Annotated in this window: 19 protein-coding genes; 10 read left to right on the top strand and 9 right to left on the bottom strand. The window is 70.9% G+C overall.

Features of this window, described 5'->3' with window-relative positions; translation table 11 throughout:
- Positions 1–30 precede the first annotated feature (30 nt).
- Both AQI70_RS09470 and AQI70_RS09465 read left to right on the top strand, forming a co-directional pair.
- Complete coding sequence (locus AQI70_RS09470; protein ID WP_062146345.1) at positions 31–549, top strand: PH domain-containing protein; 519 nt, start codon at positions 31–33, stop codon at positions 547–549.
- Positions 546–1,880 (top strand): PH domain-containing protein, encoded by a 1,335-nt coding sequence (locus AQI70_RS09465; protein ID WP_062146343.1) that lies wholly within the window; start codon positions 546–548, stop codon positions 1,878–1,880. The genes AQI70_RS09470 and AQI70_RS09465 overlap by 4 nt, the downstream gene beginning before the upstream one ends.
- A 60-nt stretch (positions 1,881–1,940) precedes the next feature.
- Here the strand turns inward: AQI70_RS09465 and AQI70_RS09460 are convergent, their stop codons facing one another.
- Both AQI70_RS09460 and AQI70_RS09455 read right to left on the bottom strand, forming a co-directional pair.
- The gene (locus AQI70_RS09460) at positions 1,941–3,314 is read right to left on the bottom strand and encodes a hypothetical protein (RefSeq protein ID WP_167358890.1); all 1,374 of its coding nucleotides are present in this window, start codon (positions 3,312–3,314) and stop codon (positions 1,941–1,943) included.
- A gap of 143 nt (positions 3,315–3,457) precedes the next feature.
- Positions 3,458–4,576: an alpha/beta hydrolase gene (locus AQI70_RS09455; RefSeq protein ID WP_062146341.1), complete on the bottom strand. Its 1,119-nt coding sequence runs from the start codon at positions 4,574–4,576 to the stop codon at positions 3,458–3,460.
- 253 nt (positions 4,577–4,829) lie between these two features.
- On the opposite strand from AQI70_RS09455, the gene AQI70_RS09450 reads away from it, so the two are divergent.
- The 6 genes from AQI70_RS09450 to AQI70_RS09425 all read left to right on the top strand — a co-directional run bounded on the left by AQI70_RS09450 (position 4,830) and on the right by AQI70_RS09425 (position 10,066).
- A complete protein-coding gene (locus tag AQI70_RS09450) occupies positions 4,830–6,662 on the top strand; it encodes a phosphatidylglycerol lysyltransferase domain-containing protein (protein ID WP_062146339.1) in 1,833 nt (610 codons plus the stop codon).
- A 113-nt stretch (positions 6,663–6,775) separates the two neighbouring features.
- Positions 6,776–7,702, top strand: coding sequence for a dihydropteroate synthase (folP, locus tag AQI70_RS09445; RefSeq protein WP_062146337.1), 927 nt, complete (start codon positions 6,776–6,778; stop codon positions 7,700–7,702).
- On the top strand, positions 7,699–8,202 hold the full coding sequence (locus tag AQI70_RS09440; protein WP_062146335.1) for a nuclear transport factor 2 family protein: 504 nt from the start codon (positions 7,699–7,701) through the stop codon (positions 8,200–8,202). The genes folP and AQI70_RS09440 overlap by 4 nt, the downstream gene beginning before the upstream one ends.
- A gap of 352 nt (positions 8,203–8,554) precedes the next feature.
- On the top strand, positions 8,555–8,914 hold the full coding sequence (folB, locus tag AQI70_RS09435) for a dihydroneopterin aldolase (RefSeq protein WP_003999111.1): 360 nt from the start codon (positions 8,555–8,557) through the stop codon (positions 8,912–8,914).
- Entirely contained in the window at positions 8,911–9,522 is a 612-nt protein-coding gene (gene folK, locus AQI70_RS09430; protein ID WP_062146333.1) for a 2-amino-4-hydroxy-6-hydroxymethyldihydropteridine diphosphokinase, read from the top strand. The genes folB and folK overlap by 4 nt, the downstream gene beginning before the upstream one ends.
- A 55-nt stretch (positions 9,523–9,577) precedes the next feature.
- Positions 9,578–10,066, top strand: coding sequence for a DUF3180 domain-containing protein (locus tag AQI70_RS09425; protein WP_037887129.1), 489 nt, complete (start codon positions 9,578–9,580; stop codon positions 10,064–10,066).
- A 22-nt stretch (positions 10,067–10,088) separates the two neighbouring features.
- On the opposite strand, the gene folE is transcribed toward AQI70_RS09425, so the two are convergent.
- From folE to dacB, 6 genes are all read right to left on the bottom strand, one after another.
- Entirely contained in the window at positions 10,089–10,694 is a 606-nt protein-coding gene (gene folE / locus AQI70_RS09420; RefSeq protein ID WP_062146331.1) for a GTP cyclohydrolase I FolE, read from the bottom strand.
- 141 nt (positions 10,695–10,835) lie between these two features.
- Positions 10,836–12,875: an ATP-dependent zinc metalloprotease FtsH gene (gene ftsH, locus AQI70_RS09415; protein ID WP_062146329.1), complete on the bottom strand. Its 2,040-nt coding sequence runs from the start codon at positions 12,873–12,875 to the stop codon at positions 10,836–10,838.
- A gap of 207 nt (positions 12,876–13,082) precedes the next feature.
- Positions 13,083–13,643, bottom strand: coding sequence for a hypoxanthine phosphoribosyltransferase (gene hpt / locus AQI70_RS09410; RefSeq protein ID WP_003999117.1), 561 nt, complete (start codon positions 13,641–13,643; stop codon positions 13,083–13,085).
- A gap of 131 nt (positions 13,644–13,774) precedes the next feature.
- On the bottom strand, positions 13,775–14,932 hold the full coding sequence (tilS, locus tag AQI70_RS09405) for a tRNA lysidine(34) synthetase TilS (protein WP_062146327.1): 1,158 nt from the start codon (positions 14,930–14,932) through the stop codon (positions 13,775–13,777).
- Positions 14,933–15,144: 212 nt separating this feature from the next.
- The gene (locus tag AQI70_RS09400) at positions 15,145–16,269 is read right to left on the bottom strand and encodes a zinc-dependent metalloprotease (RefSeq protein WP_062146325.1); all 1,125 of its coding nucleotides are present in this window, start codon (positions 16,267–16,269) and stop codon (positions 15,145–15,147) included.
- A 620-nt stretch (positions 16,270–16,889) separates the two neighbouring features.
- Positions 16,890–18,512, bottom strand: coding sequence for a D-alanyl-D-alanine carboxypeptidase/D-alanyl-D-alanine endopeptidase (gene dacB, locus AQI70_RS09395; RefSeq protein WP_244181532.1), 1,623 nt, complete (start codon positions 18,510–18,512; stop codon positions 16,890–16,892).
- A 79-nt stretch (positions 18,513–18,591) separates the two neighbouring features.
- Between dacB and AQI70_RS09390 the strand changes: the two genes are divergently transcribed.
- Both AQI70_RS09390 and AQI70_RS09385 read left to right on the top strand, forming a co-directional pair.
- Positions 18,592–19,083 (top strand): inorganic diphosphatase, encoded by a 492-nt coding sequence (locus AQI70_RS09390; RefSeq protein WP_062146588.1) that lies wholly within the window; start codon positions 18,592–18,594, stop codon positions 19,081–19,083.
- Positions 19,084–19,217: 134 nt separating this feature from the next.
- Positions 19,218–20,855 (top strand): threonine/serine exporter family protein, encoded by a 1,638-nt coding sequence (locus AQI70_RS09385; RefSeq protein WP_062146322.1) that lies wholly within the window; start codon positions 19,218–19,220, stop codon positions 20,853–20,855.
- Between the two features lie 56 nt (positions 20,856–20,911).
- On the opposite strand, the gene AQI70_RS09380 is transcribed toward AQI70_RS09385, so the two are convergent.
- On the bottom strand, positions 20,912–21,862 hold the full coding sequence (locus AQI70_RS09380) for a DedA family protein (RefSeq protein ID WP_062146320.1): 951 nt from the start codon (positions 21,860–21,862) through the stop codon (positions 20,912–20,914).
- Between the last annotated feature and the right edge of the window lie 88 nt (positions 21,863–21,950).

The following is a 21,950-nucleotide window of genomic DNA, read 5'->3' as shown; positions in this document are numbered from 1 at the left end:
GACACAGTCTCTCCTACGTACGCTGGCCTCATGGAGACGGGGAGCCCGGAGAACACGGGGACGGCGGGAGACGAGCGAGCGGTGACCGAGCCGGAGTGGACCGGGCTGCCACCGGGTCTGCTGCGCATGCGCCGCCTGCTGCTGGTGGTGTGGCTGGGGCTGCTGGCGATCGGCCTGGCCCTCCTCCTCGGGACCCTCGCCGGACCGGGCTGGGCCGCCTTCGCGCTGCTGCCCCTGGCGCTGATGGCGTGGGGCTGGGTGATGATCGGCCGTAACTGGCGTTCCTGGCGCTACGCCGAGCGCGCGGACGACCTGCTGATCAGCCGGGGCGTGCTGTGGCGCGAGGAGACGGTCGTGCCGTACGGCCGGATGCAGCTGGTCGAGGTCACCTCGGGCCCCGTGGAGCGGCACTTCGGCCTGGCCAGCGTGCAACTGCACACGGCCGCCGCCGCGACCGACGCCACGATCCCCGGCCTCGACCCGGCGGAGGCGGAACGGCTGCGCGACCGGCTCACCGAGCTGGGCGAGGCACGATCGGCGGGCCTGTGACGACGCCGGGCGTCGACGACGCCGTACGCGAGAAGCGCCCCGTGACCGAACGCCGACTGCACCCCGTGACACCGCTCAGACGCGCGTGGGCGCCGGTAGCCGTAGTCATCGGATGGGCGGCGCACGACCCCGACCAGGCGCAACGCCAGCTGACGCGGCTGACGACCACGACACTGCTCATCGCGCTGGCCGTCGTCGTCCCCGCAGCCGCCCTCTACGGCTTCCTCACCTGGTGGTTCACCCACTTCGCGGTCACGGACACCGAACTGCGCATCCGCACCGGCCTGGTGTTCCGGCGCACCGCGCACATCCGGCTGGAACGCATCCAGGCCATCGACGTCACCCAGCCGCTGCTCGCGCGCGTGGCGGGCGTCGCGAAGCTCAAACTCGACGTCATAGGCACCGACAAGAAGGACGAACTCGCCTTCCTGGGCGCGGAAGAGGCGCGCACGCTCCGCGCGGAACTCCTCGCCCGCGCCGCCGGTTTCGCCCCCGAGACGGCGCACGAAGTGGGCGAGGCGCCCTCGACGCAACTGCTGCGAGTGCCACCGGGCGTCCTGGCCGTCTCCCTCGTCCTGTCCGGCGCCACCTGGGGCACGCTGGCCGCCGCACTCGTCGTACCCACCGTCCTCTGGCTGGCCACCGAAAGCGTCTGGACGGTCCTGGCGACCGCGGTTCCGCTGTTCGGCGCGGCGGGGGCGAGCAGCGTGGGGCGGTTCGTGACCGAGTACGACTGGACGGTGGGCGAGGCACCGGACGGCCTGCGCCTCGACCACGGCCTGCTCGACCGCGCGCACGAGACGGTGCCGCCCGGCCGCGTCCAGACGGTACGGATCGTCGAACCACTGCTGTGGCGGCGGCGCGGCTGGGTCCGCGTGGAACTGGACGTGGCGGGCTCCGCCAACTCGGTCCTGCTCCCGGTCGCCCCGCGCGAGGTCGCCGAGTCGGTCGTGACACGCGTACTGCCCGGGGTGACGGTCCCAGCGGGCGCGGCCGTCTCCCGTCCGCCCCGCCGGGCGGCCCGGTGCGTGCCGGTGTGGTGGCGTGGCTACGGCCTGGCGGTCACGGACGCCGTGTTCGCCGCCCGAACCGGCCTCCTCCGGCGGTCCCTGGCGCTCGTACCGCACGCGAAGGTCCAGAGCGTACGGCTGGCCCAGGGCCCGTGGCAGCGGCTGTGGGGCGTGGCCGACGTACACGTGGACACCGGAGCGAACAAGACGGTGACGGCCCGCCTGCGAGACGCCGCGGAGGCGGCACAGCTGCTCCGGGCGCAGGCGGCGAGATCACGCACGGGGCGCAGGGACGCGCGGCCGGACCGATGGATGGCGTGAGCGGCCGTTGCGCCGCGGTGCGGGGGCACCACCCACGAGACACCGCAGGGGAGTCACTCGTCAGGAAGCCGCGCTCCGCAACCCCTGCACATCGATCTGTTCCGTCTCGTCATGAGCCGTCAGATCGATGACCTGCCCGATCCCCCGGGCCTCCTCGTCCGCCGGCTTGAACTCGGCCTCGGACTCGGCCTTGTGCAGGGCGAGGGCCTCCTGGCCGACGACATCGGCGAGGTCCTCGTTCTGGACCGACTCCAACGCGGAGGACGCCGCACCCTGCTTCGTACCGAAGAAGTCGAAGCCGCCCTCGACAGCCGGACGCCGCACGGGCGTCGCCGGTACGACGGCCACGGCAGTCGGCGCGATGAAGTGCCCCGCCGGCTGCTGTGCCGGAGGCAGGGCAGGCTGGGCCGCGCCCGCCGGGGGGATGGCGGCCGCGCGCTCATGCCCGTCGACCGCCCCGGACTTCCCCTGCGGGTCGTCCTCCACCGCGGTCTCCGTCTCGGAACCGCCGGCGCTTCCCGCCTCGGCGGCACCCGCTCCGACCTTCACGGCCTCGTCATCGGAAGGCCCGTCGGAAGGACCGTCACCCTTCGGGGGGTCGTTCTTCGGGGGGTCGTTCTTCGGAGGGTCGTTCTTCGGCGGCTCGTCCTTGGGGGACTCGTCCTTTGAGACCTGGCCGTCCTTCGAGACCTCGCTCTGCGTCGCGGCCTCGTTCTCCTTCGAAGCCTCGCTCTCCTGCCCGGCCTCGCTCTCCGTCGCGGCCTCGTCCCCATCGAACCGCGCCAGCGCCGCCTTGGCCCGCAGAAACAGCCGGGACCCCTCCGGCGAGAAGACGGCCGGAGCCGCCGGCTTCTCCTCGACGGACTCGGTCTCCGCACCCTCGGCGCCGTCGACGCCCTCGGCCTCAGCAGGAGCAGCCACAGCTCCCGCCCCCTCCGGGGAAGCAACCGGCACCGGCGGCAACGCCCGCGCAGGCGTGGCCGCCTCAATCTCCAGAACCCGGCGCTCCTCCAGGACACTCGCCCGCTCGGCCTCCGCCGTGGCGTACCGCCGCAACAGCGCCGCATGCTCATTGCGCAGCCCCGCGAGCTCCGCCCGCTTGGCCCGCAACCGCTGCTCCAGCTTCACCCGCAGCTCGCGCGACTCCTCAAGGTCGGTCTCCAACTCGGCGACCCGCTCCTCGTAGCGCCACTCGTCACTCGCACGCGCGCGCGTGAGGTCGGCGACCTTCTTGCCGGCCTGCGCGTCCCAGCGGCGCATGACGACCGCGCCGACGACCGCCGTCGCCGCGGCGGCCGCGGCGAGGCCGCGCAGCACCACGGGCTCGGTGAACACCCAGGGGGCCAGCGCACAGACGACGGAGACGCCTGCAATGGCCGACGGGGGCAGCAGCCTGTGCAAGGGCGGGGAATGACGGTGACGTCCACGTGGCATGGCCAGAAACTTACCGCGCGTAGGCGAATCTTGTTGCCCCGCCCCGTAAAAACACAGCCATCCCGAGACACTCACGCGGCATCAGGAATCGGGTCCGGCGCCGAATTGGCCAAGAAGCAAGATCCCTAAGCCCGCCGGCCCCGTCACCTGCCGGTCAACCGCTCACTGACCCACTCCAACGTCCCCGGAATCTCCCGCCGCCAGGTGTTGAAGTTGTGCCCTCCGCTTTCGAGGATGATCGACGAGATCCGCGTCAGGTTCGTGGCCTTCACGCGCTCAATGAACTTCAACGTGTCCATGTAGTTGGATTCTCCAACTTTGCTGCTGCTGACGAGCAGTGAAGTGTCCGGAGCGGGCATGTGCTTGAGGTACCACCACAGGTTCGCGCGATTGCGCAGTTCCTCGTCGCCGTGGAAGAGATCCCCCGTCGTAGGGTCGATCGGCGCGTTGTAGTACGCGGAAAGTCCCGCCCCGGCGGCGTAGACACCGGGATGGTGCATGGCGATCTTGAGCGCGCAGTAGCCGCCCGTGGAGTCCCCGATGATGCCCCAGCCGCCCGGCTTCCGGTTCACCCTGTAGTGGCCGCCCACGGCGTCCGGCAGGTCCTTGGCGAAGAACGTCTCGGTCTGCGGGCCCTGCGGGATGTCCACGCACTCCGTGTCCCGCGGCGGCGCCACGGTCGGCCGCATCATCACCAGGATCATCGGCCGCATCCGGCCGTCCGCGGCGAGCCTCGCGGCCGTACGCGGATAGTCGAGCTTGTCCACCAGCGCCTGGGCCGTGCCCGGATAACCGGTCAGAACGACGGCGGCAGGGAACATACGCGTGCGGAACTCCGGCTGAAAATACTCGGGCGGCAGATAGACGAACGCGGGTGTGGCGATGTGGGTCGTACGGCCCACGATGTCGACCTTCTGGATCTGCCCGCCCGTCCGCGGACTGGCGCTCGCCGCCCCCGGCACCCGCCGCGTGTCGACCACCCGCAGCGGCCCGCGCTCCGGCGTGTGATCAACGACGACACCCTGGTCCGTCTCCTGTCCGAACAGGTCGGCCCAGCTGGCGTAGAACCCGAAGGCCTGGTTGGCGGTGAGACCGACCGCGACGAAGAGCATCAGCTGGGTGGAGAGCAGCATCCCCACCCGGCCCGTCACCGCCCGCCAGCCGCGCCGCGCCAGCCGTGGCCACAGCCACACCGTGCCGACGAACAGCCCTACGGCGGCCATGACCGCCAGCGCCAGCACCTTGTCGCTCGTGAGACCCATCGATGGTTACCTGTCCGCACTTTCCGTCCGGACCGCGCGGACACCTGCCCCCCGCACTGCCTCCCCCACTCCTTCGCAAGGGCTTGCCCCGGACTTTCCTTGGCCTTTGAAACGGTTTTGGGGAGCCGAGTGAACCTCTCCCCTCAAGACACCGTCCTAGAGGGCGCAATGTCGCCGGATGCCCGAATCGGCACCGGATCCAAGGTCTCTCGCAGAACTATGGGATGCGATGTCTGTCAGGACAGATGTGGAAATGTCGGGCAAGGTTCCTCAACGATCGAGCCAGGTAGGGCATCTGTCGAGCCGGGTACGGCACGTGCTGCGCGGCCCGCGCCCCGAGGCCGTTCCCCTGCTCGTCGGCCGGGCCTGCGCCCTGGTGGGCCTGCTGGACATCGCGGCGGGCGTCTTCCCCCGCTTCCGGCACAGCCGTATGCACGCCATCGCCGAGGTGCTGCCCGGCTCGTTCGGCCCGTTCGCGGCCGCACTGTCGCTCAGCGCGGGCGTGCTGTTGCTGTTGCTCGCCCACGGCCTCAAGCGGGGCAAGCGGCGGGCGTGGCGCGCGGCCGTCGTCCTGCTGCCGGCCGGCGCGGTGGCGCAGTTCACATACCGCCACTCCCTCGTGGGCGTGCTCATATCGGTCGTGCTGCTCACCATGCTGCTGCGCCACCGCGACCAGTTCGCGGCGCTGCCCGACCCGCGCAGCAGGTGGCGCGCGCTGGCCAACTTCGTCCTCATGGGCGCCGGTTCCCTCGCCCTCGGCCTGATCATCGTCAACGCCCACCCGGAGACGCTGGTCGGCGACCCGAGCCTGGCCGACCGCATCACCCACGTCCTGTACGGCCTGTTCGGCTTCGAGGGTCCGGTCGACTACGCGGGCAACACCTCCTGGACGGTCGCCTTCTCCCTGGGCGCCCTCGGCTGGATCACCGCGGTCACCACGATCTACCTCGCCTTCCGCCCCGAACACCCCGCCGCCCGCCTCACCGAGGACGACGAGGAACGCCTGCGCGCCCTGCTGGCCAAGCACGGCGGCCGCGACTCCCTCGGCCACTTCGCGCTGCGCCGCGACAAGGCCGTCGTCTTCTCCCCCAGCGGCAAGGCCGCGGTGACCTACCGCGTCGTCTCCGGCGTGATGCTCGCCAGCGGCGACCCCATCGGCGACGTCGAGGCCTGGCCGGGCGCCATCGAACGCTTCATGGACGAGGCCAAGGCCCACTCCTGGACCCCCGCCGTCATGGGCTGCTCCGAGACCGGCGCCGAGGTCTGGACCCGCGAGACCGGGCTCGACGCCCTCGAACTGGGCGACGAGGCGGTGGTGGACGTCCCGGATTTCTCGCTCGCCGGCCGCGCGATGCGCAACGTGCGTCAGATGGTCAAGCGCATCGAGCGCGCCGGTTACGAGACCCGGGTACGGCGCGTCCGTGACCTCGGCGACGCCGAGCTGGACCGCATCCGCCGCGCCGCCGACGACTGGCGCGGCACCGACACCGAGCGCGGTTTCTCCATGGCGCTCGGCCGCGTCGGCGACCCGGCCGACGGCGACTGCCTCATCGCCACCGCCCACAAGGCCGAGGAGGAGCCGGGTCCGTACGGCGACCTCAAGGCGATCCTCCACTTCGTGCCGTGGGGCACGGACGGTGTCTCCCTGGACCTGATGCGCCGCGACCGCTCGGCCGACCCCGGCATGAACGAGCTGCTCATCGTGGCCGCCCTCCAAGCCGCCCCGAAGCTCGGCATCGCGCGCGTGTCGCTCAACTTCGCCATGTTCCGCTCGGCACTGGCACGCGGCGAGAAGATCGGCGCCGGCCCGGTGCTGCGCGCCTGGCGCGGGCTGCTGGTCTTCCTGTCGCGCTGGTTCCAGATCGAGTCCCTGTACAAGTTCAACGCCAAGTTCCAGCCGCGCTGGGAGCCCCGCTTCGTCGTCTACCGGGCCTCCGCCGACCTGCCCCGCCTCGGCTTCGCCGCCATGCAGGCGGAGGGCTTCGTGAACCTGGCCCTGCCGCTGCCGCGCTTCCTGCGCCGCCGTACGGCCACCGCGCGCCCGTGCCCGCACTCGGTGGCCGAGCGGGACGTGCGCGCGGCCTGACCGCAAAGCCGCCCGGGACCGGCCCGAGCGGGAGCCCCACCCCCCCCACGCCCCGGAGGCTCCCGCTCGGGCCACGGCACGTCGCGGCACCGGCTTGGGCCTACGCTGAACGTATGAGCAAGCAGAGCGGACGCGGGCGCGTCGCGGGCCTTCCTGACTGGGACCGGTGCGCGGTCATGGGAGTCGTCAACGTGACCCCCGACTCCTTCTCCGACGGCGGCCGCTGGTTCGACACGACGGCCGCCGTCAAGCACGGTCTGGCGCTGGTCGAGGAGGGCGCCGATCTGGTCGACGTCGGCGGCGAGTCCACCCGCCCCGGGGCCACCCGGGTCGACGAGGACGAGGAGCTCCGCCGCGTCATACCCGTAGTCCGCGGCCTCGCCGCCGAGGGCGTCACGATCTCCGTCGACACCATGCGCGCCTCTGTCGCCGAACAGGCCCTCGCCGCCGGCGCCGCCCTCGTCAACGACGTCAGCGGCGGCCTCGCCGACCCCGCGATGATCCCGGTCGTCGCCGACGCCGGCGCCCCCTTCGTCGTCATGCACTGGCGCGGCTTCCTGCAGGGCGGGAACGTCAAGGGCGTGTACGACGACGTCGTCGCCGAAGTCGTCGACGAGCTCCACGCGCGCGTGGACGCCGTTCTGCAGGGCGGCATCGCCCCCGACCGCATCGTGGTCGACCCCGGCCTCGGCTTCTCCAAGGACGCCGAGCACGACCTCGTCCTCCTCGCCCACCTCGACCGCCTGCTCGGCCTCGGCCACCCGCTCCTCGTCGCCGCCTCCCGCAAGCGGTTCCTCGGCCGCGTACTCGCCGGCCCCGAGGGCGCCCCGCCGCCCGCCCGGGAGCGCGACGCCGCCACGGCCGCCGTCTCGGCGCTCGCGGCGCACGCCGGCGCGTGGGCGGTGCGCGTGCACGAGGTGCACGCCACGGCGGACGCGGTACGCGTCGCGCGGGCGATCGAGGAGGCGCGCGAAGCCGAGAACGCGCCCGGCTCGCACGCCGAGAGCGGAGGCGCGCCCGGCTCTGAAGGAGCCCGGTGAGCGCCCCCCACACCGACGTCGAACAAGTCGAGGCCGCCAACACCGCCTTCTACGAGGCGATGGAACGCGGCGACTTCGAAGAGCTGTCCTCGCTCTGGCTCACCCCGTCCGACCTTGGCGTCGACGAGACGTACCACGACCCGGCCGACACCGGAGTGATCTCCTGCGTGCACCCCGGCTGGCCGGTGCTCACCGGACGCGGCGAGGTCCTCCGGTCGTACGCGCTGATCATGGCGAACACCGACTACATCCAGTTCTTCCTCACCGATGTGCATGTCTCCGTCACCGGCGACACCGCCGTGGTGACCTGCACCGAGAACATCCTCAGCGGCGGCCCGGCACCCGAGGCCGGGGAGGAGCTCGGCCCACTCGTCGGCCAGCTGGTGGTCGCCACGAACGTGTTCCGCCGCACTCCCGACGGCTGGAAGATCTGGTCGCACCACGCCTCACCGGTTATGGCCGAAAACGACGAGGAAGACAGCGACGACACCCCCTCTTGAGTGGGTAGGCGACCCTTGGGGACGACCACAGGGACGGCCCCAGGGATGACCACAGGACGACCACAGGGAACGCAGGGACGACTCGCGGGAGCCACCCGCACGGCGGCCCTCGGGGCCCCGCCGGGACCAAGAAGTGGTTGGAATCACGCGTCTGCGGGTAGGGGCGGCTACCAACCCGTGAGCCGCCGGGTTCCCCAGGGGAAACACGCGATGAATCCTCCTGGCCCCGGCCCGGGCCCGCGCCCCCGCGGCCCGGCCCTGTCCGTGCCCGCAGGTAGATTCGTTCGAGGCCGGTGTGCCGCCCGCACGCGGCACGGACCGGCCGTCACCGACGATTGCAGGAGTGATTCGCGTGGATCGTGTCGCGCTGCGCGGTCTGAAGGCCCGCGGGTACCACGGTGTGTTCCCCGAAGAGCGCAGGGAGGGCCAGACCTTCGTCGTGGACCTCGTCCTCGGCCTGGACACCCGGCCGGCCGCCGCCGACGACGACCTGGCGAAGACCGTGCACTACGGCATCGTGGCGGAGGAGGTCGTGGCCGTCGTCGAGGGCGAACCGGTCAACCTCATCGAGACACTCGCCGAGCGCATCGCCCAGGCCTGTCTGAAGCACGAGGGGGTCCAGGAGGTCGAGGTCACCGTCCACAAGCCGGACGCGCCGATCACGGTCCCCTTCGACGACGTGACCGTCACCATCACCCGGAGCCGAGTATGACTGCACCCTTCATTCAGGGCCCCAGCGACCCGACCGTACAGCCGGTACCCGCCTCCGTCGTCGAGAAGGTAGACGCCGCCGACACCACCCTCCACAACCCGAAACGGGCCGTGATCTCCCTCGGCTCCAACCTGGGCAACCGCCTGGAGACCCTCCAGGGCGCCATCGACGCAATGGAGGACACCCCGGGCGTCCGCGTGAAGGCGGTCTCCCCGGTGTACGAGACGGAGCCGTGGGGCGTGGCACCGGGCAGCCAGCCCTCCTACTTCAACGCGGTCGTGGTCCTGAAGACCACCCTCCCCCCGTCCTCCCTCCTGGAGCGGGCGCACGCGGTCGAGGAGGCCTTCCACCGCGTACGGGACGAACGCTGGGGCGCGCGCACCCTCGACGTCGACATCGTCGCGTACGCCGACGTCGTCTCCGACGACCCGACCCTCACCCTCCCCCACCCGCGCGCCCACGAGCGGGCCTTCGTCCTCGCCCCCTGGCACGACATCGAGCCGCAGGCACAGCTCCCGGGACACGGCCCGGTGGCCGACCTCCTGGCCGGTGTCACTCGCGAAGGCGTCGCACCACGCAAGGACCTGGAACTCCGGCTGCCCGAATAGTCGTTAAGGTCAAGACGACACCGTCCGTGGGGACCGGGGGAGCTGAAGGGACACCGTGAGAGAGCTGCGCATCAGGATGCTGGTCGGCGTGTTCGTCGTGGCCGGAGTCCTGTCCTGGGCGGGCGCCCGCCTATGGAACTCCGTCGGGACCCTGCCCAGCGTCCCCCTGGCCGCCCCCATCGTCCTCGCCCTGATCGCCGTGGTGCTCCTGTCCACGGCGCTCTCGATCCGCGCCCGCCTCAAGGCCCAGCGCGAACGCCGCCCCGAGGCCAAGGGCGTCGACCCCCTGATGGCCGCCCGCGCGGTCGTCTTCGGCCAGGCCAGCGCCCTGGTGGCCGCCCTGGTCTCCGGCATGTACGGCGGCACGGGCGTCTTCCTCCTGGAGTCCCTCGACATCCCCGCCCGCCGCGACCAGGCCATCTACGCCGGCTTCTCACTCCTGGCCGGCATCGGCGTGATAGCGGCGGCCCTCTTCCTGGAGCGCGTGTGCAAACTCCCGGAGGACGACGAACACAATGGCGCGGGGACGGCGCCGACGGTGTAGAGCGGGATCAGCGCACCGCGTCTCAGCGGGCCATGATGAGGCTCATCGCCTCGTTGCGCGTCGCTGCGTCACGGAGCTGCCCGCGCACGGCCGACGTTATGGTCTGCGCGCCGGGCTTGCGGATGCCGCGCATCGACATGCACATGTGCTCGCACTCCACGACCACGATCACTCCGCGCGGCTCCAGAATCTCCATCAGGGAGTCCGCGATCTGCGTAGTGAGACGTTCCTGCACCTGCGGCCGACGGGCGAAGACATCCACCAGCCGGGCCAGCTTGGACAGCCCGGTGATCTTGCCGGACGTGGCCGGAATGTATCCGACGTGAGCGACACCCCGAAACGGCACCAGATGATGCTCACATGTGCTGTAGACCTCGATGTCCTTCACGAGCACCATCTCGTCGTGCCCGATGTCGAACGTCGTCGTCAGTACGTCCTCGGGCTTCTGCCACAGCCCCGCGAAGATCTCCCTGTACGCCCGCGCCACCCGCGCCGGAGTCTCCTTCAGCCCCTCGCGGTCCGGGTCCTCGCCGACCGCGATCAGCAGTTCGCGTACGGCGTTCTCGGCGCGCTTCTCGTCGAACTCGCCGATGCGGCCCTCGCCGTCAAGCGTCACGGGGTCGGTCATGTGGTGCCTCGTTCCTCTGCGGGTGGCGCGTGTGGGGCACGCGTCTGAACTGCGGGCATACGGAAATGCCGCGCCCCCCAGGCTAGAACCAGGGGGGCGCGGCATCCATTCCGGGCCCGGTGGGGTCACCGGGGCCTGGCATCAGCTCTCGGGACGCTCCTCGGGGGCCGGCTCGGCCGCCGGGGCGGGCTCCGCCACCGTCGACTTCGCGGTGCTGATGGCCGGCGTCGCGCCGTTGGCGCCGTTCGTCAGTGCGAGCTCCTTCGGGGAGAGCACCGGCGGACGGGTGGACGGCGTGCGGCGGGAGGAGCCGGTCCAGGCGGGCCGGGGCGGACGCTTGACGATCGGGGCGAAGATCTCGGCGATCTCCTCCTTGCCCAGCGTCTCCTTCTCCAGCAGCTGAAGCACCAGGTTGTCGAGGACGTCGCGGTTCTCGACCAGGATCTCCCAGGCCTCGTTGTGCGCGTTCTCGATGAGCTTCTTGACTTCCTCGTCCACCAGCGCGGCGACCTCTTCGGAGTAGTCGCGCTGGTGAGCCATCTCACGTCCGAGGAACGGCTCGGTGTTGTCGCCGCCGAACTTGATCGCGCCCAGCCGCTCGGTCATGCCGTACTGCGTGACCATCGCGCGGGCCGTGGCCGTGGCCTTCTCGATGTCGTTCGCCGCACCCGTGGTCGGGTCGTGGAAGACGAGCTCCTCGGCCGCGCGGCCGCCCAGCATGTAGGCCAGCTGGTCCAGCATCTCGTTGCGGGTCGTGGAGTACTTGTCCTCGTCCGGCAGGACCATCGTGTAGCCGAGGGCGCGGCCTCTCGACAGGATCGTGATCTTGTGGACCGGGTCGGAGTTCGGGGAGGCCGCCGCGACCAGGGCGTGTCCGCCCTCGTGGTACGCGGTGATCTTCTTCTCCTTGTCCGACATGATCCGGGTCCGCTTCTGCGGGCCCGCCACGACGCGGTCGATGGCCTCGTCCAGCATCTGGTTGTCGATCAGCTTCCTGTCGGAGCGGGCCGTGAGCAGCGCGGCCTCGTTGAGGACGTTGCTGAGGTCCGCGCCGGTGAAGCCCGGCGTGCGGCGGGCGACCGCCGACAGGTCGACGTCCGGGGCGACCGGCTTGCCCTTCTGGTGGACCTTGAGGATCTCCAGACGGCCCTGCATGTCCGGGCGGTCGACCGCGATCTGGCGGTCGAAGCGGCCGGGGCGCAGGAGGGCCGGGTCGAGGATGTCGGGGCGGTTGGTGGCCGCGATGAGGATCACGCCGCCCTTGACGTCGAAGCCGTCCATCTCGACGAGCAGCTGGTTCAGGGTCTGCTCGCGCTCGTCGTGACCGCCGCCGAGGCCGGCGCCGCGATGGCGGCCGACCGCGTCGATCTCGTCGACGAAGACGATCGCCGGGGCGTTCGCCTTGGCCTGCTCGAACAGGTCTCGGACTCGGGAGGCACCGACACCGACGAACATCTCGACGAAGTCGGAACCGGAGATCGAGTAGAAGGGCACGCCGGCCTCGCCCGCGACGGCGCGCGCGAGCAGGGTCTTACCCGTGCCGGGCGGGCCGTACAGCAGCACGCCCTTGGGGATCTTCGCCCCGACGGCCTGGAACTTCGCCGGTTCCTGCAGGAACTCCTTGATCTCCTGGAGCTCCTCGACCGCCTCGTCCGAGCCGGCGACGTCCGCGAACGTCGTCTTCGGGGTGTCCTTGGTGATGAGCTTCGCCTTGGACTTGCCGAAGTTCATGACTCGGGAGCCGCCGCCCTGCATCTGATTCATCAGGAACAGGAAGACGACGACGATGAGGACGAAGGGAAGCAGGGAGAGCAGGATGCCGACGAACGGGTTCTGCTTGGACGGCGAGACCGTGTAGCCGTCCGGGATCTGCTTCTGGTCGTACTTGTTCTGCAGCGTGCTGGCGATGGTCACGCCCTGGTCGCCGATGTAGCTCGCCTGGATCTTGGTGGCGCCCTCGACCTTTTCGCCGTCCTTGAGCTGCACCTTGATGGTGTTCTCGTCGCCGGTGGTCAGCTTGGCCGATTCGACCTTGTTCTCATTGATCGCCTGGACGACCTGGCCGGTGTCCACCGTCTTGTAGCCGCCGGACGAGCCGACGACCTGCATCAACACGACCACGGCAAGGACGGCCAGCACGATCCACATGACCGGCCCACGGAAGTATCGCTTCACGTCCATCCATACGGAGCGGTGCCGCCCCGTCCCTCCTGCCATAGTGAGTTTGATAAGACAGTTCTTCTGACGGTACCCCAGCTTTGACGCCCGTAGCCGCACGGGACGGCTGGCAAGCCCGTCTGCATGCTCCAACGCCGCGAGGCCCGCCGGGGTTCCCGATCTTCATACGGGGGTTGGGCCCTTCGGGTCCGGATCTTCGGACCCTCGGGCTCAGCCGCCGTAGACGTGAGGCGCGAGCGTACCGACGAACGGGAGGTTGCGGTACTTCTCGGCGTAGTCGAGGCCGTAGCCGACGACGAACTCGTTGGGGATGTCGAAGCCGACCCACTCCACGTCGATGGCGACCTTCGCGGCGTCCGGCTTACGCAGCAGCGTGCACACCTTCAGGGAGGCGGGCTCGCGGGAGCCGAGGTTGTTGATCAGCCAGGACAGGGTCAGGCCGGAGTCGATGATGTCCTCGACGATCAGGACGTGCTTGCCCTTGATGTCGGTGTCGAGGTCCTTGAGGATCCGCACGACCCCGGAGGACTGGGTGCCGGCGCCGTACGACGACACGGCCATCCAGTCCATGGTGACGGGGGTGGACAGCGCCCGGGCGAGGTCGGCCATGACCATCACCGCGCCCTTGAGCACGCCGACGATGAGCAGGTCCTTGCCCGCGTACTCCGCGTCGATCTTCGCGGCCAGCTCGGCCAGCTTCGCGTCGATCTCTTCCTTGGTGATGAGTACCTGCTTGAGGTCGGCACCCATGTCTTTCGCGTCCACCCGCATCACTTTCGGTCGTCCCGCACTTACGGCCAGCGGCTGACGGTCTCCCCGGCGGGGAGACCCGGGCCCGCATCGGAGGCGTCCGATTGGCTCGGAGTCCGAAGGGTTCCGGTGTCTCCCTGAGACGGGCGTTTTCAGCCTTGCCGAATCACCAGTCTGCCACCCTGTCGCTGGGCGACGACTTTGCCGGGGAGATTGATGGCTCCCTGGCCGCGCCAGCCGGTGATCAGGCGGTCGACTTCCTCGATATGGCGGGCGAACAGCGCACCGGCGGGCGCACCGGCCTCGATGGCGGCGCGGCGCAGGATGCGGCGGCGTACGGCGGGCGGCAGCGCGTACAGCTTGGCGCACTCCAGGAGCCCGGCCGAGTCGCGTACGGCGGCCTCCGCCTGGCCGGCCCAGGCGTCGAGGGCGTCGGCGTCGTCGCGGGAGAGCTGGGCCGTGCGGGCGAGTGCCTCCACGACGCCCTTGCCGAGCGCCTTCTCCAGGGCGGGCAGGCCCTCGTGGCGCAGGCGGGAGCGGGTGTACGCGGGATCCGCGTTGTGGGGGTCGTCCCAGACCGGGAGGGACTGGACCATGCAGGCCTTGCGGGCGGTCTGGCGGTCGAGCCCGAGGAAGGGGCGGCGGTAACGGCCGCCGGCCCCCGAGACCGCGGCCATTCCGGACAGGGAGCGGATGCCGGAGCCGCGGGCGAGGCCGAGGAGGACGGTTTCGGCCTGGTCGTCGCGGGTGTGGCCGAGCAGGACGGCGTGGGCGCCATGGCGTTCGGCGGCGTCGTCGAGGGCGGCGTAGCGGGCGTCGCGGGCGGCGGCCTCGGGTCCGCCGACGCGGCCGACGGTCACGGCGATGGACTCGACCGGTTCGAGGCCGAGTTCGCGCAGGCGCTGGACGACTTCCTCGGCGCGCAGGTCGGAGCCGGGCTGCAGACCGTGGTCGACGGTGACGCCGCCGGCGCGGATGCCGAGTTTGGGGGCTTCGAAGGCGAGGGCGGAGGCGAGGGCCATGGAGTCGGCGCCGCCGGAGCACGCCACGAGCACGAGCGGGGAGGGGGGACGCTCGTGCGGGGCTGTGCGGGGAGGTTCCTGTGGGGCCCGGCCGGGGAGTTCGTACGACGGCTCGTGCGCCGTGTCGTACGTGGCGCCGGCCGACGGCATGGCCGGCGTCGCGTACGCGATCGCGCGCGGGCTGCCGGACACCAGTGCGTCGGTGATGCGGCTGTGTTCGGTGAGGATGTCGTGGAGGACGCGGCGGACCGCCAGGCGTATCGCCGCGACCGCAGGATGGGGACCCATTGTCCGGTTCCCTTCATGAAATTGTCGGGGGGTGAGCCCGAGCTCGGTCACTCAGAGTGTGTAGATGGTGACAGAACCGGGCCGTTCCCCGAGCATTGCACGCCTACCCATGGCTCACGGTCCCTCGGACGGGTGATTGGTGGGGCGTTCGCCTGCCGTCGGCCGGATTCGGTTCACGACATTCGTATGAGATGCACAACCCCCCGTGGGATTCACGACTCTGCTTTGCGGTGCACCCGCGCGATCCAGTCCGCCGGTTTGGCGATCTCCGCCTTGGTCGGGAGGGTGTTCGGGGAGGTCCACACGCGGTTGAAGCCGTCCATGCCGACCTGCTCCACGACGGCCTGTACGAAGCGTTCGCCGTCGCGGTACTGCCTGAGTTTGGCATCCAGACCGAGCAGCTTGCGCAGGGCCATGTCGAGCCGGGAGGCGCCCTTGGCGCGGCGCTGCTGGAACTTCTCGCGGATCTCCGCGACGGTCGGTACGACCTGGGGACCGACGCCGTCCATCACGAAGTCGGCGTGGCCCTCCAGGAGCGACATCACGGCGGTGAGGCGGCCGAGGATCTCTCGCTGGGCCGGGGTCTGCACCAGCTCCACGAAGGACCGTCCGCCGTCGTCCTCCTCCGCCTCGGGCCGGCCGCCCGCGAGGGACTGCGCGGCCTCGCGGATGCGCTCCAGGACGGTCATGGGGTCGACGTCCGTCTCTCCCAAGAACGACTGGATTTCGCCCTCCAGGTGGTCCCGCAGCCAGGGGACGGCGCTGAACTGCGTGCGGTGCGTCTCCTCGTGCAGGCACACCCACAGGCGGAAGTCGTGGGGCTGTACGTCGAGTTCGCGCTCCACGTGGACGATGTTCGGGGCGACGAGGAGGAGGCGGCCGCCGCCGTTCTCGCCCGCCGGGAGCTCGCGGGTGGCGGGGGCGAAGGTCTCGTACTGGCCGAGGACGCGGGAGGCCAGGAAGGACAGCAGCATCCCGAGTTCCACGCCGGTGACCTTGCCGCCGACGGCGCCGAGGACCGCGCCGCCGGCGCTGCCGCTGCGCCGCTCCTGCATCTTTTCGAGCAGGGGCCTGAGGATCTCGCGGAAGCCGGCGACGTTCGCCCGTACCCAGCCGGGGCGGTCGACGACGAGGACGGGGGTGTCGTGGGTGTCCTCCGTGCCCATACGAGTGAAGCCCCGGACGTGTTCCTCCGAGGCCTTGGCATGTCGGCGCAGCTCGGCGACGACGGCCCGGGCCTCGTCGCGGCTCACCTCGGGGCCCGGCCGTACGAGCCGGGTCGCGGTCGCCACCGCGAGATTCCAGTCGACCATCTCGGCACCACCGATGCTCGTCATGTGTCAACCGTACGTGAGCGTTCCCACTTGGGGCAGGCCGTGGGGGTTGGCGGGGCCACGGTGCGTTTGGGTGGGTGCTCGGCGTTATGGGTGGCACACCTGCGCCGGCAGGGGCCGACGCCAGTCCGGCCTGCGCCCGTCACCGCAGGCCGTGCCCACCCCTTCCGCCCTGCGGAACGACTGCCCACGGTGACGCGGACAGCCGCCGCGCGGCGAAAGCAGGCAGCTGCGGCGCGGCGGAGACGGACGGCTGCGGCCACAGCGGAGACAGACGACTGCCGCGCGGCGGGAGCGGGCAGCTGCGGCAGAGCGGGAGCGGAGAGCTGCCGCGCGGCGGGAGCGGGCAGCTGCGGCAGAGCGGGAGCGGAGGACTGCGGCCACAGCGGAGACGGACCCCTGCCCCGCGGCGGGAGCAGGCGGCTGCGGCACGGGGGAAGCGGACGACTGCGGCCACAGCGGAGACAGACGGCTGCGACACGGCGGAAGCGGACGACTGCCGCGCGGCGGAGACGGACGGCTGCGCCCGCAGCCGAGACAGACAGCTGCCGCGCGGCGGGAGCGGGGGGCCGCGGCGTGGCCGTCGTGGTGGCCGACCGACCGCGGCCCATGCCGGTAAGTGGCTAGCCGCAGCCGCAAGACGCCAGGGCCGTTGCCGTTCTGTCCAGTGCCGCGCGGGCCGCCTCCGTGTCCTCGCCCGTCGACAGGAACGCGAAGGCGAGCAGGCGGCCGTCCTGGTCGACGACCGTGCCGGCGAGGGAGTTCACGCCGTGCAGGGTGCCCGTCTTCGCTCGGACGACGCCGGCCGCCCCGTCGGTGTAGCGGCTGGTCAGGGTGCCGGTGAAGCCTGCCACGGGGAGGCCGGTCAGGACCGGGCGGAGTTCGGGGTGGGTGGGGTCGGCCGCCTTGGCCAGGAGGGCCGTCAGGAGATCCGCCGTGAGTCTGTCGTCGCGGTTGAGGCCGCTGCCGTCCTTGAAGTCGGCGCCCGTCACCGGGAGCCCGAGCTTCTTCAGCTGAGCCGCGATCGCCTCGCCCGCGCCGTCGAAGTCGGCGCGCGCGCCGCTCGCCACGGCGGTCTGGCGGGCGAGGTGCTCGGCGATGTCGTTGTCGCTGTTGGTGAGCATGCGCTCGACCAGGGTCGAGAGCGGGGGCGAGGAGACCTCGGCGAGGGACTCGGCCCGGTTCGTCGCCTTGGAGGGGCCGGGGGGCGTCGTCTTGATGCCGTGGTCGGCGAGGAAGGAGGCGAACTTGTCCGCCGCGTCCTTCGCCGGGTCCGTCACCCGGATCGCCGTGCCGCTGGTGGAGTCGTCCGTGCGGCCCTCGTCGGCCGTCAGGGCGCTGACCGGGGCGAGATTGACGTTCCTGCCGATCGGGTGCAGTTCGGGGCCGGCGTAGAGCGTCTTGTCGTACGAGAGGGTGACCTCGCGCAGGTCCCGCTTCTTGAGCGCCTCGGCGGTGGCGTCGGCCAGCTCGCGCAGGCTCGCCCAGCCGTCGGCCTTCTTGCGGGCGGTCAGTGTGGGGTCGCCGCCGCCGACGAGGACCAGTTCCCTGGTGTCGGGTTCCAGGGCGGTGCGGGTGGTGAGGCGGTGGTCGGGGCCCAGCGCGGCGAGGGCGGCCGCGGCGGTGGCGATCTTCGTCGTGGAGGCGGGGGTGAGGGCCTCGGCGGCTCCGTCGCCGTAGAGGCGCTTGCCGGTGGCCACGTCCACGATCGCCGCCGTGCTGCGGTCGCCGAGTTCCGGGGCGTCCAGGAGGGGGCCCAGGAGGTCGGCGAGGGCATCGCTCCTCGGGGTGCCGGTGCCGCCGCCCAGGCCGGTCAGGACGGAGGCGGCGCTGGGCGCGGGGCGCGGCGCCCCGGCCGCCGTATCGGACGTGTCGGACCTATCGGCATTACGGCCGTGATCTGCGCCACCCGTGCGCTCCTGGGCGGCCGCCCAGTCCCGCTCGGCCGTACGCTGACCGGTGGAGTCCCAGGGGCCGGCGGCGGTCACCACTCCGGCGGCCAGCGCCAGTCCGGCGGTGGCGGCGCCCGCGGTGTACTGCCAGGTCTTCGGCTTGCGTGTCCGCGCGGCCTGCGGGGAGACGGCTCGCGCGAGCCGTGCGACCCGTGGCCCGGCGGCCGTCGCGGCGCGTGCCAGACGTGGGCGTACGGCCTCCGCGGCACGTGCCAGACGCGGTCGTACGGCGCCCGCGACCCGCGTCACATGCGGTCTCGCGGCTCGCCACGGCCTCAGTTCTGGCACGACCACCAGCCCCTTTCGCGATCACACACCTGCGTGAGGGACACTTAACCACCAGAACTATGTGCTGATCATGGAGGAGCCACCGGTGGAGTTCGACGTCACGATCGAGATTCCGAAGGGTTCGCGGAACAAGTACGAGGTGGACCACGAGACCGGTCGGATCCGCCTGGACCGTCGACTCTTCACCTCGACCGCCTACCCGACCGACTACGGCTTCGTCGAGAACACCCTCGGCGAGGACGGCGACCCGCTGGACGCGCTGGTCATCCTGGACGAGCCGACGTTCCCGGGCTGCCTCATCAAGTGCCGCGCGATCGGCATGTTCCGTATGACGGACGAGGCCGGCGGCGACGACAAGCTGCTGTGCGTGCCGGCGACGGACCCGCGGGTGGAGCACCTGCGTGACATCCACCACGTCTCCGAGTTCGACCGCCTGGAGATCCAGCACTTCTTCGAGGTCTACAAGGACCTGGAGCCCGGCAAGTCCGTCGAGGGCGCCAACTGGGTGGGCCGCGTCGACGCCGAGGCCGAGATCGAGCGGTCGTACAAGCGCTTCAAGGAGCAGGGCGGCCACTGAGGCACCTCACGCACCCGGCACCCGTAGCCTTCGAGCCGTGTGAGACGGGCCGTACGCATGCGCGTGCGGCCCGTTCGTGTGTCTGTGCGCATACTGAGGGCGGCAGGAGGTGTCGTACAGGGAGCGCTACTCAGGTGACGGACGCGGAGGACCGCAAGCCGCAGTCGGACGAGGCGAGGATGGCCTTCGCGCCGCCCGCCGGGGTCGAGGTGGGGGACAGCGAGTCGGAGACCACCTCCGAGTTCGCCCTCCCCAGAGGGCTGGACGCACCGCAGCCGCCGTCCCCGGAACCCGAGGGGTCTGCGTTCAGCACGCCGAGCGTCTACAGCCCCGAGGACGCCCTCACCGCGTTCACTCCCCCCACCGGCATTCCGCTGGTCAGCCTGACCAAGGACCTGCCGTGGCAGGACCGGATGCGCACGATGCTGCGCATGCCGGTGACCGAGCGGCCCGCGCCGGAGCGGATGCCGAAGGCGGAGGAGGAGGGTCCGGCCGTCCCGCGCGTGCTGGACCTGACGCTGCGTATCGGCGAGCTGCTGCTGGCGGGCGGTGAGGGCGCGGAGGACGTGGAGGCCGCGATGTTCGCGGTCTGCCGGTCCTACGGCCTGGACCGCTGCGAGCCGAACGTCACCTTCACCCTGCTGTCGATCACGTACCAGCCGTCGCTGGTGGACGATCCGGTGTCGGCGGCGCGTACGGTACGGCGGCGCGGTACCGACTACACGCGTCTGGCGGCCGTTTTCCGGCTCGTCGACGACCTCAGCGACCCGGAGAGCCATCTCTCGCTGGAGGAGGCCTACCGGCGGCTCGCGGAGATCCGCCGCAACCGGCACCCGTACCCGACCTGGGTGCTGACCGGGGCGAGCGGGCTGCTCGCCGGCGCGGCCTCCGTGCTGGTCGGCGGTGACGTGATCGTCTTCATCGCGGCCATGCTGGGCGCGATGCTCGGCGACCGGCTGGCGTGGCTGTGCGCGGGGCGCGGACTGCCGGAGTTCTACCAGTTCACGGTGGCGGCGATGCCGCCGGCCGCGATCGGGGTCGCGCTGACGCTGGCGCACGTCGATGTGAAGGCGTCCGCGGTCATCACCGGTGGGCTGTTCGCGCTGCTGCCCGGGCGGGCGCTGGTGGCGGCCGTGCAGGACGGGCTGACCGGCTTCTACATCACCGCGTCCGCGCGCCTGCTGGAGGTCATGTACTTCTTCGTCGGCATCGTCGTCGGCGTGCTGGTGATCCTGTACTTCGGCGTGAACCTGGGCGCCAAGCTCACCCCGGACGAGGCCCTGCACGCCTCCGAGCGGCCGTACTGGCAGATCGCGGCGTCGATGCTGCTGTCGCTGACCTTCGCGGTGCTGCTCCAGCAGGAACGGTCCACCGTGCTCGCCGTGACGCTCAACGGGGGTGTCGCGTGGGTGGTGTACGGCGCGATGCACTACGTCGGTGAGTTCTCGCCGGTGGCCTCCACGGCCGTCGCGGCCGGGCTGGTGGGGTTGTTCGGGCAGCTGATGGCGCGGTATCGGTTCGCGTCGGCGCTGCCCTATACGACTGCGGCGATCGGGCCGTTGTTGCCGGGGTCCGCCACGTACTTCGGGCTGTTGTCGATCGCGCAGAACGAGGTGGACGCGGGGCTTGTCTCGCTGGCCACGGCCGCGTCACTGGCCATGGCCATTGCGATCGGGGTGAACCTCGGGTCCGAGATCTCGCGGTTGTTCCTGCGGATTCCGGGGGGATCGGACGCGGGGCGCAAGGCCGCGAAGCGGACACGCGGGTTCTGACGCCGCGTGCCCACGCGCTCGGCCGGCTGTGTCCTTCGGCGCCCCTTACCGGCGCCTCAGTACCCCTGGTTGGGCGGGTACTGCTGGTTCTGCTCAGTGCCGTACGGCTGCTGCCGGCCGTAGCCCTGGGGGTACTGCTGGGCGTACGGCTGCTGCTGGGGCTGCTGGCCGTAGTGCTGCTGGTCGTAGCCGTACTGCTGGCCCTGGTTGCCGTATTCCTGGCCCTGGTTGCCGTACTGCTGCGCCTGGTTTCCGTACTGCTGGCCCTGGTTGCCGTACTGCTGCTGGGGCTGGGGCTGGTCGTCGGACGGGACGCGGCGGAGCTGGGTCGTCGCGTCGTCCATCATGGGCTGCTGCTGGACGGGGGCCGGGGTCTCGGCCGCCGCGCGCTTCTTCTTGGCGCGCTCGCGCAGGAACTCGATGATGATCGGGACCACGGAGGCGAAGACGATCAGGACGAGGATCGCCTCGACATTCGTCCTGATGAACTCGATCTGGCCCAGCCAGTAGCCCGCGAGGGTGACGCCGGTGCCCCAGGCGATGCCGCCGATGACGTTGTACGTGAAGAACGTGCGGTACTGCATACGGCCGGCGCCCGCCACGATGGGGGCGAAGGTGCGCACGATCGGTACGAAGCGGGCGAGGACGATCGCCTTGGGGCCGTACTTCTCCATGAACTCGTGGGCCTTCTCCAGGTTCTCCTGTTTGAAGAGCTTGGAGTTGGGGCGGTTGAAGATCTTCGGGCCGAAGAACTTGCCGATCATGTAGCCGACCTGGTCGCCGATGACAGCGGCCAGGACGATGAGCGTGCAGACCAGCCACAGGGGCTGGCTGATGTACTGGCCCTGGGCCACGAACAGGCCCGCCGTGAACAGCAGCGAATCACCGGGCAGGAACGCGAAGAGGCCGGACTCGGCGAAGACGATCAGCAGGATGCCGGGGAGGCTGAAGGTCTCGATCAGATAGTTCGGGTCGAGCCACTCGGGGCCGAGCGCAAGCGTGGTCACGGGATTGTGGCTCCTGCTGGGTGGGGGCGGGCGAAGTGCAGCTGACTGCTCAAAATATCAACGCTGCACCGGTCGCCCAGGTTCCTTG

Source organism: Streptomyces curacoi (assembly GCF_001513975.1).
Classification (GTDB): domain Bacteria; phylum Actinomycetota; class Actinomycetes; order Streptomycetales; family Streptomycetaceae; genus Streptomyces; species Streptomyces curacoi.
Note: the sequence above shows the minus strand (reverse complement) of the source record. Positions and strands in the feature narration are given on the sequence as shown.